This is a genomic window from Flavobacterium aciduliphilum (genome assembly GCF_003268855.1).
In the GTDB taxonomy this organism is placed as follows: Bacteria; Bacteroidota; Bacteroidia; order Flavobacteriales; family Flavobacteriaceae; genus Flavobacterium; species Flavobacterium aciduliphilum.
The window spans coordinates 291,565-303,816 of record NZ_QLSZ01000001.1 but is presented as its reverse complement, the minus strand read 5'-3'; the positions used below and the strand labels follow the sequence as shown (position 1 = coordinate 303,816).

The 12,252-nt window shown below is 35.7% G+C and carries 12 protein-coding genes; 5 read left to right on the top strand and 7 right to left on the bottom strand.

Features of this window, described 5'->3' with window-relative positions; all coding sequences use genetic code 11:
- Window positions 1-68: 68 nt before the first annotated feature.
- The gene (locus CLV55_RS01450) at window positions 69-782 is read left to right on the top strand and encodes a hypothetical protein (RefSeq protein ID WP_146739515.1); all 714 of its coding nucleotides are present in this window, start codon (window positions 69-71) and stop codon (window positions 780-782) included.
- Between the two features lie 51 nt (window positions 783-833).
- Here the strand turns inward: CLV55_RS01450 and CLV55_RS01445 are convergent, their stop codons facing one another.
- The 3 genes from CLV55_RS01445 to trmD all read right to left on the bottom strand — a co-directional run bounded on the left by CLV55_RS01445 (window position 834) and on the right by trmD (window position 4,451).
- Window positions 834-3,053 carry an NADP-dependent isocitrate dehydrogenase gene (locus CLV55_RS01445; protein ID WP_112112210.1) on the bottom strand — a complete coding sequence of 740 codons (2,220 nt, stop codon included), beginning with the start codon at window positions 3,051-3,053 and terminating at the stop codon, window positions 834-836.
- A gap of 250 nt (window positions 3,054-3,303) precedes the next feature.
- The gene (gene rplS / locus CLV55_RS01435; protein WP_112111954.1) at window positions 3,304-3,654 is read right to left on the bottom strand and encodes a 50S ribosomal protein L19; all 351 of its coding nucleotides are present in this window, start codon (window positions 3,652-3,654) and stop codon (window positions 3,304-3,306) included.
- A gap of 110 nt (window positions 3,655-3,764) precedes the next feature.
- Complete coding sequence (trmD, locus tag CLV55_RS01430) at window positions 3,765-4,451, bottom strand: tRNA (guanosine(37)-N1)-methyltransferase TrmD (RefSeq protein ID WP_112111953.1); 687 nt, start codon at window positions 4,449-4,451, stop codon at window positions 3,765-3,767.
- A gap of 236 nt (window positions 4,452-4,687) precedes the next feature.
- Here trmD and CLV55_RS01425 point away from each other — a divergent pair, with 236 nt between their 5' ends.
- On the top strand, window positions 4,688-5,596 hold the full coding sequence (locus tag CLV55_RS01425) for a PorP/SprF family type IX secretion system membrane protein (protein WP_112111952.1): 909 nt from the start codon (window positions 4,688-4,690) through the stop codon (window positions 5,594-5,596).
- Window positions 5,529-7,541 (top strand): OmpA family protein, encoded by a 2,013-nt coding sequence (locus CLV55_RS01420; protein ID WP_245902664.1) that lies wholly within the window; start codon window positions 5,529-5,531, stop codon window positions 7,539-7,541. Before CLV55_RS01425 ends, CLV55_RS01420 begins: the two co-directional genes overlap by 68 nt.
- Window positions 7,542-7,544: 3 nt before the next feature.
- Here CLV55_RS01420 and CLV55_RS01415 read toward each other — a convergent pair whose 3' ends face one another.
- On the bottom strand, window positions 7,545-8,342 hold the full coding sequence (locus CLV55_RS01415; RefSeq protein WP_112111951.1) for a class I SAM-dependent methyltransferase: 798 nt from the start codon (window positions 8,340-8,342) through the stop codon (window positions 7,545-7,547).
- 7 nt (window positions 8,343-8,349) lie between these two features.
- Entirely contained in the window at window positions 8,350-8,799 is a 450-nt protein-coding gene (locus tag CLV55_RS01410; protein WP_112111950.1) for a DUF1569 domain-containing protein, read from the bottom strand.
- Between the two features lie 87 nt (window positions 8,800-8,886).
- On the opposite strand from CLV55_RS01410, the gene CLV55_RS01405 reads away from it, so the two are divergent.
- On the top strand, window positions 8,887-9,819 hold the full coding sequence (locus tag CLV55_RS01405) for a peptidylprolyl isomerase (RefSeq protein WP_112111949.1): 933 nt from the start codon (window positions 8,887-8,889) through the stop codon (window positions 9,817-9,819).
- A gap of 62 nt (window positions 9,820-9,881) precedes the next feature.
- Window positions 9,882-10,172, top strand: coding sequence for a c-type cytochrome (locus CLV55_RS01400; RefSeq protein ID WP_112111948.1), 291 nt, complete (start codon window positions 9,882-9,884; stop codon window positions 10,170-10,172).
- Between the two features lie 57 nt (window positions 10,173-10,229).
- Here the strand turns inward: CLV55_RS01400 and gap are convergent, their stop codons facing one another.
- Complete coding sequence (gap, locus tag CLV55_RS01395; protein ID WP_112111947.1) at window positions 10,230-11,228, bottom strand: type I glyceraldehyde-3-phosphate dehydrogenase; 999 nt, start codon at window positions 11,226-11,228, stop codon at window positions 10,230-10,232.
- Window positions 11,229-11,262: 34 nt separating this feature from the next.
- Window positions 11,263-12,147, bottom strand: a complete 885-nt coding sequence (gene lipA / locus CLV55_RS01390; protein WP_112111946.1) for a lipoyl synthase — start codon at window positions 12,145-12,147, stop codon at window positions 11,263-11,265.
- Between the last annotated feature and the right edge of the window lie 105 nt (window positions 12,148-12,252).

Sequence of the window (12,252 nt, the reverse complement as noted above, 5' to 3'; positions counted from 1 at the left end):
AGGTATGGTTAATGAAATGGCTTTTATCATTGCTTTTTGAATATATTTACCAAAAGTTTACGAAAAACATGCGATTGTCTTTTTTGATTCTAGTTTTTGTTTTCAGTTTTTGGAATGCACAAGCACAGTTTGAGGCCTCCAAACGCAAAGTTAATATTAGTGCTCAACCTCAAAAAGCACCCCAAAAAAAGGCCTTAGTTCCTCAGAATAATCCTATTTCAATAGCTCCGTCACTAAAATTTGAAAGTCATTATTTTTCGGAACCTAAAAGTAAATTTTTAGAAGGATTACCAGAACTCCCAAAAGTTGGACAAACACAAACACCTAAATCCTATCCTTTAAAAACTCCTGCAGAGGATTATACAGAGAAATTTAATCAGCAAATGAAAGAAGACGGCATACGTCCTGAATTATTTAATCGGGATATGAATTTAGGTCAATTTGTTGTGTATACTAAAAACATCAATTTAAATTCTAGAGATTACGGGGCTATAGATGGTGATTTAGTGAGGCTTTGGGTCAATGGTGTGGTAATTACCGATCGTATTTATTTGGAATCACAGTTTAAACAAATACAGCTTACCTTGGAAAAAGGGGTCAATGTTATAGAAATTGAAGCGTTAAATTATGGAGAATTATCCCCAAATACAGGGCAATTTACTTTTTATGACGCCAACAATCAGTTTATAACCAATCAGTATTGGAATTTGGGTATCGGGTATAAAGCCCGAATTTTGATAGAGTATCAAGATAAGATTTTAAAGAAAGCTGATGAAAAGTAAATACAAAAAAAGACGTGATTTCACGTCTTTTTTTGTGTTATATGGAGGATTTTAATTTAACTTTTCTAATATGGCGTTGAACGTTGAGCTAGGTCTCATGGCCTTGACTAATAAGTCTTGATTTGGTTTGTAGTAGCCGCCTATGTTTTGGTGCGTACCTTGTGCAGCCAATAATTCACTATCAATTTTAGATTCGTTTTCTGTTAATTCAAGAGCGATAGGGGTAAAAATAGTTTTTAAATCAACATCTTTTTCTTGTGTTGCCAATGCTTGTGCCCAGTATAAGGTAAGGTAAAAATGGGAACCTCTATTGTCGATTTGTCCTACTTTTCGTGCAGGAGATTTATCGGTTTCTAAAAACTTTTCTGTAGCACTATCCAGAGTCTCAGATAAAATTAACGCTTTTTTGTTATTAAAAACTTGACCTAGATGTTCCAAAGATACTCCTAATGCTAAAAATTCGCCTAGTGAATCCCATCGTAAATACCCTTCTTCAATAAATTGCTCTACGTGTTTTGGAGCTGAACCCCCAGCACCGGTTTCAAACAATCCGCCTCCATTCATTAAAGGAACAATGGAAAGCATTTTGGCAGAAGTTCCCACTTCTAGAATAGGAAATAAATCGGTCAAATAATCACGAAGCACATTTCCAGTTACCGAAATTGTATCCAATCCTTTAACGAGTCTTTCTAAAGTAAAATGTGTCGCCTCAATAGGATTTAAAATTCGAATATCTAAACCAGAAATATCATGGTCTTTTAAATATGTATTTACTTTTTCAATTAATTGTCTGTCGTGTGCCCGATGTTCATCTAGCCAAAAAACAGCTGGCGTGTTAGAAAGTCTTGCGCGATTTACGGCCAATTTTACCCAATCTTGAATAGGAGCATCTTTTACTTGACACATTCTGAAAATTGAACCCGCTACAACGGCTTGTTCCATCAATACGACACCTTTTGAATCTGTAACTTTAACAACTCCCTCAGAGGGTACTTGGAACGTTTTATCATGCGAACCATATTCTTCTGCTTTTTGAGCCATCAATCCAACATTAGGAACACTTCCCATAGTTTTTGGGTCGAAGGCACCATGTTTTTTACAGAAATCAATAGTAGCAACATAAACTCCAGCATAGGCTCTGTCAGGAATAATTGCTTTAGTGTCTTGTCCTTTTCCTTCTGCGTTCCACATTTGTCCTGAGGTTCTAATCATGGCTGGCATGGAAGCATCTATAATAACATCGGAAGGGACATGAAGATTTGTAATGCCTTTTTCTGAATTTACCATGGCTAGGGCCGGACTTGTTTCATATACTTTGGTAATGGCTGCTTCTACTTCTGCTTGTTCAGGTCGCCCAGCTATCTTAGCATATACATCTCCTAATCCGTTTTTAGTATCAACACCCAATTCTTTAAATAAATCGGCATATTTTGTAAAGACATCCTTGTAGAAAACATCAACTGCAGCCCCAAAAATTACAGGGTCAGACACTTTCATCATTGTGGCTTTCATGTGGATTGAAAATAAAACGCCTTTCGCTTTGGCGTCCTCGATTTCTTTAGCTATAAATTCTTTGAATGTATTTAAGTTAAGTGCTGAGCTATCAATAATTTCACCTGCTTTTAATGGGGTACTGGCTTTTAAAACGGTTGTATTCCCATTAATATCAAAGAATTCAATTTTAACATCGGTGGCTTCTTGTACAGTAACTGATTTTTCACTGCCATAAAAATCACCTTCTGTCATGCTGGCAACATGTGTTTTTGATTCAGATGACCACGCTCCCATACTGTGGGGGTGTTTTTTTGCATAATTTTTTACTGCTTTAGGGGCTCTTCGATCTGAATTTCCTTCGCGTAAAACCGGATTTACAGCCGATCCTAATACCTTGGCATATTTAGCTTTTATTGCTTTTTCTTCTACGGTTTGAGCGTCTTCAGGATAATCAGGAAGTGCATAGCCTTTTTCTTTTAATTCTTTTATAGCGCCTTTCAATTGAGGGACTGAGGCTGAAATATTAGGTAATTTGATGATGTTGGCTTCAGGTGTATTGGCAAGTTGACCTAATTCGGCTAAAGCATCATCCATTCTTTGGTTTTCTGTTAGAAATTCTGGAAAGTTAGCAATGATTCTATCAGCAAGAGAAATGTCTCGGGTCTCAACTTCAATATTAGCTGTAGCAGCAAAAGATTTAATAATAGGTAAAAGAGAATGAGTGGCCAACATGGGAGCCTCGTCTGTAATAGTGTAAATGATTTTAGATTGTGACATTTTGTTGTTTGTTTTTATAGTAAACAAAAGTTTCGATTTTTGTTTGTAAATGAAAATAAAATAGTTTTCAAGGCTAGCAAAGATATGAAAATGAGGGAAAAAAGAAGCTGATTTTTAGCGAAATCGATTGAATTATCAATTTGATATTTAAACGATATTAAATTATGAATTTCATAAAATAAAGCATGAATTTTTGCATAAAAAAAGCCCCAAATCATTGGAGCTTCTTTTATTGATAGAAAAATAAGAATTATTTTCTTCTTTCTTTGATTTTTGCTTTTTTACCAGTAAGTTCTCTGAAGTAGAAAATACGAGCTCTTCTCACTTTACCTCTTTGGTTTAATTCGATTTTTTGTAAAGCGGGCATGTTGATTGGAAAGATACGCTCCACACCAACAGCACCAGACATTTTACGAATGGTAAAAGTTTCAGTAATTCCAGTCCCTTTTCTTTGAATAACTACTCCTTTAAAGAACTGCGTTCTAGTTTTTTCTCCCTCTTTAATTTCATAGTAAACTGTGATTGTATCACCAGCTCCAAATGCAGGGAAATCTTTCTTTGTTGATAATTCGTTGTTCACGAAATCTACTAAATTTGCCATTTTAAATAATTATTATGGTTTAAAATCTGAGCAACATTCACGATTTTCGCCAGAGGTTAGTCAAATGTGGGTGCAAAATTAAAAAATAATTATGAATAATAAAACAGCAATTATAAATTATTTTCATCTAACAAATCGGGTCTTCTATTTTTAGTATGTTCATAGGCCATGTCTTCTCTCCATTTGTCAATTTTTGCAAAATGACCACTGGTTAATACCTCTGGGACTTTCCATCCTTTGTATTCCGCAGGTCTAGTATAGATGGGACCTGAGAGTAAATTGTCTTGAAAACTATCTGTTAGTGCAGAGGTCTCGTCTGAGAGTACTCCTGGAATCAATCGAATGATGGCGTCACATAAGATTAGTGCGCCCAACTCACCGCCTGAGAGTACGTAATCTCCAATAGAAATTTCTTTAGTAATAAAATGATCTCGAACCCGCTGGTCAACGCCTTTGTAATGACCACATAGAATAATAATGTTTTCATACAAAGACAAAGAATTTGCCATTTTCTGATTCAAAGTTTCTCCGTCTGGGGTCATGTAAATGATTTCGTCGTAATCCCGTTCGCTTTTGAGTTTGGTGATGCAGTCATCGATAGGTTGAATCATCATAACCATACCTGCTCCTCCGCCAAAAGGATAATCGTCTACACTTCGTTGCTTATTTTTTGTATAATCTCTAAGATTATGAAAATGAACTTCAACCAAGCCTTTTTTAATTGCTCTTTTCATGATTGAGGCTTCAAAAGGGCTCTTTAATAGATCCGGTAAGATGGTGATAATGTCGATTCTCATATTTTTTAAAACAAGTATGCAAAAGTAGCTAACTCCCATAATAAATAAAAATTAATCAAAAAGTTTTGATTTTGCTTAAACAAGTTCTATTCATTAAATGATTAATGGAATTGTCTTAGAAAATGAATCGTATTTATAAAACAATTTGTATCTTGCATTAAATATTTTGTTTTTGTAGATTTTTGTGTAAAAATTACTTTTTTACTAAAAAATAGTAATATGAAGTACAGGTACTGATGGTTCAAAAAATGTTGTTTTTCTGTTTATTTGTGTGTTATCTTGGATTTGCGCAACAAGATGCTCAATATACTCAGTACATGTATAATACCATTAATATTAATCCAGCGTATGCGGGTTCAAGGGGAGTAATGAGTGTTTTTGGATTGTATAGAAATCAATGGGTTGGAATGGATGGAGCTCCTGTAACGGATGCATTTTCGGTAAATACACCGTTAGGAATTCGTTCGTTCGGAATGGGAGTTTCATTTGTTGGTGATAGAATTGGACCCTCTGTTTCGTATAATTCTGCTATAGATCTTTCTTATACGATTTCTTTATCAGATTCCTACAAAATGGCATTTGGATTGAAAGGCTCTGTTCAAAACTTCACTCTTGAGGCATCAAAATTAAATCCATCCAACAATTACGATCCTTCTTTGTTTTCTATCAGAAATACCTATTCAACCAATATAGGTTCGGGGTTGTATATTCATTCGGCAAAGAACTATGTTGGCATATCGATACCTAATATTTTTCAAACGAAACGATATTCCGACAATGAGATGGTCGTTTATCAAGAAAAGTATACATTTTATGGTATTGGTGGTTTTGTGTTTGATATAACTCCTGATATTAAATACAAACCTGCTTTTTTAGTTAAAATTGTTCAAGGCGCTCCTATACAATGTGATGTATCTTCCAATGTGTTGCTCTATGAAAAGTTTGTTCTTGGAGCGGCATGGCGGTGGAATGCAACCATGAGTTTTTTAACGGGGTTTCAAGTCACAGACGGACTTTATATCGGTTATGGCTATGATTTAGAGACCACCAAACTTAATAATTATAATTCGGGTTCTCATGAAATTTTTATGCGATGGGAATGGAATAAAAAACAAAGTCGGATCGTTTCCCCAAGATTCTTTTAGTAGTATGAAGTGTAAATTAATTTTTCAAATAGTTGTTTTGGTTCAATCTTGTGTTATTTTTTCACAAAAAAGAATAGAACAAAAAGCTGAAAAGGCGTATGAGAAGCTGGCGTATGTTAATGCTATTAAAACGTATGAACGATTGGTTTCAAAAGGGTATGTTTCCGTCGAAATCTTAGAAAAGTTAGCCGATAGTTATTATTTTAAAGCAGATTATGAAAAAGCGGCTCAATATTATAGTCGTTTAATAGATTTGAATCAAGAGGTTTATCCAGAATATTATTATCGTTATGCGCTCACATTAAAAACCCTAGGAAATTATAAAAAAGCAGACGAAATGATGGTCTTTTTTGCCGATAAAAGGAAGCAAGAAACTCGCGCACTATTGATTCAACAGGGAAAAGAGTATTTGAAAACTATAGAAAAGAATTCTGGATTTTACAGTATAGAAAATACAGAAATTAATACAAAGTATGCCGATTTTGGGGGAGCTTTTTTGGAAAACAAATTAGTGTTTGCTTCGGCTCGAGATACGGGAAGTATCGGAAAACGTGTCCATTCTTGGACAGGAGAGCATTTTACAGAATTGTACGAGTCAGAATGGGATGAGGAGGGAAAGTTACATACACCGACAAAATGCGCTGGTTCTATTAATTCAAAGTTTAATGAATCATCCTTAGTTGCTACACGGGATGGAAAAACCATCTATTTTACAAGGAACAATTATAATGATGGTAAAAAAGGAAAAGATTCTCTACATTCAACACTGTTAAAGATTTACAAAAGCACATGGCAAGAAAATCATTGGGGGAAATGTACGGAATTGCCTTTCAATAGCAACCAATACAGTGTAGCGCATCCAGCATTGAGCGTTGACGAGAAAACACTTTATTTTGCATCTAACATGCCTGGAAGTTATGGACAGTCCGATTTGTATAAAGTAAGCATTAATGACGATGGAAGTTATGGAACCCCAATCAATTTAGGGCCCACTATAAATACAGAGGGAAGGGAAACATTTCCTTACATTTCAACGGATGGATTTTTCTATTTTGCTTCAGATGGGCATCCTGGTTTGGGAGGTTTAGATGTTTTTCAAACCAAAATAGCCTCTGATGGCACAATACAAAAAATAATAAATTTAGGCACTCCTATAAATAGTCCGTTTGATGACTTTGCTTTTGTCATGGCGCCAAACAAGCACTTTGGATTTGTTTCTTCAAATAGAAGTGGCGGAAAAGGGAATGATGATATTTATAGAATAAAACCTATTAATAAAATATGTACGCAATCTATAAGAGGTTTGGTGCTGACAAAAGGAACCGAAGTTCCGTCAACGTCAATAATGGTTGGTTTGTATGATAACGAGCACCGATTGATAAAAACTATAACTGCTGATTCAAAAGGAAATTTCGTGTTTGATGAAGTGGCTTGTCATGCAGATTATGCGATTCGAGTGGAAGGAAAAGATTTTGAAACAAAAGAAGAAGCTATTCGGGTAGAAGATGAGGGAATTGAAAAACAAATTCAGATTAATGAGACGATTCAAGTATTGAAAGTGGGAGATGATTTGTCTAAAGTCTTCAATATAAAAAATATTTACTTCGATTTAGATCGATTCGAAATTCGTCCCGATGCTGCTGTCGAATTGGCAAAAATTTTAGATGTTTTGGAAGCATATCCTCACATGTCGCTTGCTATTCGCTCGCATACTGATTGTAGAAATCGTGCGACTTATAATTTGATCTTATCAGAAAATAGAGCTAAAGCCACACTAGAGTGGTTGGTTTCAAAAGGAATCAATGCTTCAAGACTTACGGCTAAAGGATTTGGAGAAACGCAATTAATAAATGCGTGTGCTTGCGAACCAATCAATGATTCCAATTGTACAGAGGCTCAACATCAGGCCAATAGAAGATCAGAGTTTCTTATTACAAAATTATAAAAGTTAAGGTTTCACGGCTTCCAATGCATATACCATCGGGATTTTATTTTGTAAACTTTTAATGCGAAATTTTCCTGTTTCAAATTCTTCTACGTTATTAAAACAAGAATATGGTGAATAATCATATTCATGAAAACAAGAAAGCGTCAATCCATTTGAGAGTAGGGCGTTCAGTATTTCTGAAATTGGATGATTCCAACTGATTGTTTTTGAGATTATCGAGGCTTCCTTGTCAGCATAGGTTCCTGTTTCTTCTTCAATAATGGGTTCTACATTAAAATAACTGTAAAAAACTTCTTTAAAATCAGTATCATACATCCAGACGACTGGATGAAAATCGGCCATGATTAGTCGGCCAGAGGGTTTTAAAAAATGAGCGATAACTTTTGCCCATTCGTTTAAGTCGGGAAGCCATCCAATAGTGCCGTAGCTTGTAAATACAATATCAAAGGTTTCGTTGATGTATTGAGGAGTGTCGTATACGCTACAACAAACAAATTGCGTGTCTAAATGAAGTTCTTGAGCAATTTCTTTTGCTTTTTCGATGGCTTTGTTGGATAAATCTATTCCTGTAACGTGGGCTCCCATACGAGATAAAGTCATCGAATCTTGTCCAAAATGACATTGAAGATGTAGTATCTTCTTTCCTGTGACCTCTTTTAGTAATTCTAATTCAATAGGGTTTAAAGTTGATTTGCCCTCCAAGAACGCATTCATCTCATAAAAATCTGAAGCCACATGAAATGCTGTTTTTTCATTCCAAGCTTTTCTGTTGATTTCGATGTAATTTTGAGAATCCATAAAAATATTACACTCCGAATTGTTTTAAATGATGGTCGAGATGTTTCCACATCAAGGCATCCCAATCTTCATAACTCATTTTGCCCCAAAAAGGATGTTCCATCAATGAAATTGCTGCATGACCTTCTTGAGCAAATTTTTGAATGTTTGTGATGAGTTCTGTCTTGGCTTTTTCAAATTCTATAGTATCCGTGATTACAAACTCTTTAGCGGTGGGCGAATTTTTTCCCATATCACCACCATAAAATACTTTTTTCTTTAACAGTTTTCCCAAAAGTTTCATTATAATAGTAACTTTGATGTCCATTTTGCCAAAAGCAACATCACTTGCCAATTTGCAATGAGTTAGCATCTGTCCTACAGACATTTTACCCCAAAGAGGCTGGCTATCGGGTTGTAGTGTATTGATTCGATTTATCAAAAGAGCATTTGAGTGCGAGTCGTATATTGAGTTCATAGTTTAAAATTTACTCTTCAAAGATACAATATTTATGATAATCTACAAGAATGTGCTAAATTTGCCGCTCAATTTAAATAGAATACAATGGAAAACGGAATATACGCTAAATTCAATACAACGAAAGGCGCCATTTTAGTAAAACTTACACACGATATTACTCCGGGAACTGTAGGTAATTTTGTAGGTTTAGCCGAAGGTCAATTAGAAAATACGGCACGACCTATGGGTAAACCCTATTATGATGGATTAAAATTCCATCGTGTGATTCCCGATTTTATGATTCAAGGAGGATGCCCACAGGGAATTGGTTCAGGAGGGCCAGGATATCAATTTGATGACGAGTTTAGCGTCGATTTAAGACATGACAAGCCAGGAGTGTTGTCGATGGCCAATGCTGGACCAGGAACGAATGGCTCACAGTTTTTTATTACACATGTGCCTACAACTTGGTTGGATGATAAGCATACGGTTTTCGGACATGTGGTTGAGGGACAAGATATTGTTAATGAAATTGCCCAAAACGACATTATTGAAAATATAGAAATCATTAGAGTAGGAGAGGAAGCTCAAAAATGGAATGCTATTGAGGCGTTTCGCACGTTTGAAGGGTCACGCGCTAAAAGAATCGAAGCAGCACGTAAAAAAGCCGAAGAGGCCCTAGAAAAACTAGCGGCAGGTTTCGAAAAAACAGAAAGTGGATTGCGTTATCAATTCATTCAAAAAGGAAATGGCAAAAAAGCAGAACCTGGGAAAACAGTTTCGGTTCATTATTCGGGGTCATTAGAGAATGGAAAAATATTTGATAATTCCTATTCAAGAAAGAAACCGATTGAATTTCCTTTAGGGAAAGGACATGTCATTGAAGGTTGGGATGAAGGCATTGCATTATTGCAAGTAGGCGATAAAGCTCGTTTTGTTATTCCATCTTATTTAGGGTATGGTTCGCGTGGCGCAGGAGGGGTAATTCCACCTTATGCTACGTTGATTTTTGATGTGGAATTAATGGATGTAAAATAATTAGAAAAAGCTGTTTGGAAAAACAGCTTTTTTCATACATTTATATTTCAAAATAATAAGATATGAAAAATAAAATTTACGTAGTAGCTGTGGTTGCTTTGGTCTTGTTTTCTTGCGGAACTTCAAAAAATACGACAAAACCTGAGGCCCTTAAAAAAGTAGAAATGACTCCTGAACTGGCAGAGGGAAAAGTTCTTTATGAGAATAATTGTGCCAAATGTCATAAATTGTATGAAGCCACCGATTTTACTAAAGAAGCTTGGAAACCTCTTGTCTTAAAAATGCAGAAAAAAGCACATTTGACAGATGCAGAAGGGATAAAGATTTACAATTACATTGTAGCAGGGATGTAAAACGACCTCAAATAAATAAAAAAGGTTCTATGATTTTTTTCGTAGAACCTTTTTTTACTATCTTGACATTTGATGTAATACTAAAATCAAGTCTATAAGTCGGGAGGAATATCCAATTTCGTTATCATACCAACCTACAACTTTTACCATTTTATCAATTACAGACGTTAATTGTGCATCAAAGAGGCAGGAGTTGGTATTTCCTAAAATATCTACTGATACAATAGGGTCTTCTGTGTAATCTAAAATGCCACGATACCTTGTTTTAGCCGCATTTTTAAAAGCTGTATTAATTTCTTCAATGCTAACTTTTCTACTCACATTAAAAGTGATATCCGTTAGTGACCCATCTGGAACAGGAACCCGAATACCACAACCTCCAATTTTGCCCTCCAATTCAGGAAAAATTTTAGTCAATGCTTTGGCAGCTCCCGTTGTGGTTGGTACAATCGACTGACTTGCTCCCCGAGCTCTACGGAGATCTTTATGGGGTTGGTCGTGCAAACTTTGGTCGGTTGTGTAAGAATGGACGGTGGTAATATAGGCTTGTTCGATCCCACATAAATCATTAATGATTTTCATCATTGGAGCCGCATTGTTTGTCGTACAACTCGCATTAGAAACAATGCTTTCCGAACCGTCAAGTATCGATTCATTTACCCCCAAAACTATTGTCTTAATCTCGGGTACTTCTGACGGCGCTGATAGTAAAACTTTATGAGCTCCAGCAATAATATGTTGATTGAGTTCTGCAAAGGTTTTGAATTTTCCTGTTGATTCTACAACTATATCAATACCCTCCCAATTTAATTTCGAAATGTCTTTCTCGTGATAAAAAGTGTATTTTTTTTCAGCTACTTGTATTGAATAGTCATCATAACTAACCTCATAAGGTAAAATCCCGTGTATGCTATCATATTTTACTAAGTGAGCCATGGTACGATTATCGGCGATATCGTTGATAGCCACAACTTCGATGGTGGGATGATTAAGCAACAATCGGAAAAGATTTCTCCCAATTCTTCCAAATCCATTGATAGCAATTTTTATCATAATTTTAAAAAGGAACTACTTAGTTCATACGTGATGTTTACAAAATATGTTTTTGTGCGTGATAAGACGATCGTACCAATGCGCCGCTTTCTACATGTCGGAATCCCATCGCTTTTCCTATAGTTTCATAGTGTGCAAATTGCTCTGGAGTAATAAATTCTTTAACAGGTAGATGTTTTTTACTAGGTTGTAAGTATTGCCCGATGGTGATAATATCCACATTTTGATCACGAAGATCCTGCATGGTTTCTAATACTTCTTCTTCGGTTTCACCCAATCCGAGCATGATGCCTGATTTCGTTCGGCGAATGCCTTGTTCTTTTAGATACTTTAATACCGCTAAACTTCTGTCATACTTGGCTTGAATTCGGACTTCACGAGTTAAACGACGAACGGTTTCCATATTGTGAGAAACCACTTCAGGATTTGCTGCAACAATACGATCAATATGACGTTCTACGCCTTGAAAATCAGGGATTAGGGTTTCTAAAGTAGTTTCGGGATTCATTCTACGAATCGCTTCTACTGTTTCTTGCCATATAATTGACCCCATGTCTTTCAAATCGTCACGGTCAACACTCGTAATGACAGCGTGTTTGATTTTCATGAGTTTTATTGAGCGTGCCACTTTTTCGGGTTCATCCCAATCCACATTTTCAGGACGACCCGTTTTTACGCCACAGAAACCACAAGAGCGAGTACAAATATTTCCTAAAATCATAAAGGTTGCAGTACCATCACCCCAACATTCACCCATATTTGGACAACTACCCGAAGTACAAATAGTATTTAATTTGTATTTATCGACCAAACCACGAAGTTCTGTATATTTTTGTCCAATAGGCAATTTTACCTTGAGCCATTTTGGTTTTGCACCATCTCGGGTTCCAATAGGAAGTGTATTTTCTGTAACCGATTCCATACATGAAATTTTGATTTGCAAAGATACGAATGTAGTTTTTAGATTTCGAACATTAGATTTCGCTTTTTCGTGTTCTTAAGAAATTTTTATCAAATGTTATCTAAA

Coding starts and splice junctions, on each gene's coding strand:
- CLV55_RS01445 (WP_112112210.1), bottom strand. CDS start 3,053: ATGTCACAATCTAAAATCATTTACACTATTACAGACGAGGCTCCCATG.
- CLV55_RS01400 (WP_112111948.1), top strand. CDS start 9,882: ATGAAAAATAAAATTTACGTAGTAGCTGTGGTTGCTTTGGTCTTGTTT.
- rplS (WP_112111954.1), bottom strand. CDS start 3,654: ATGGCAAATTTAGTAGATTTCGTGAACAACGAATTATCAACAAAGAAA.
- CLV55_RS01425 (WP_112111952.1), top strand. CDS start 4,688: ATGGTTCAAAAAATGTTGTTTTTCTGTTTATTTGTGTGTTATCTTGGA.
- CLV55_RS01450 (WP_146739515.1), top strand. CDS start 69: ATGCGATTGTCTTTTTTGATTCTAGTTTTTGTTTTCAGTTTTTGGAAT.
- CLV55_RS01405 (WP_112111949.1), top strand. CDS start 8,887: ATGGAAAACGGAATATACGCTAAATTCAATACAACGAAAGGCGCCATT.
- lipA (WP_112111946.1), bottom strand. CDS start 12,147: ATGGAATCGGTTACAGAAAATACACTTCCTATTGGAACCCGAGATGGT.
- trmD (WP_112111953.1), bottom strand. CDS start 4,451: ATGAGAATCGACATTATCACCATCTTACCGGATCTATTAAAGAGCCCT.
- CLV55_RS01410 (WP_112111950.1), bottom strand. CDS start 8,799: ATGAACTCAATATACGACTCGCACTCAAATGCTCTTTTGATAAATCGA.
- CLV55_RS01415 (WP_112111951.1), bottom strand. CDS start 8,342: ATGGATTCTCAAAATTACATCGAAATCAACAGAAAAGCTTGGAATGAA.
- CLV55_RS01420 (WP_245902664.1), top strand. CDS start 5,529: ATGAAATTTTTATGCGATGGGAATGGAATAAAAAACAAAGTCGGATCG.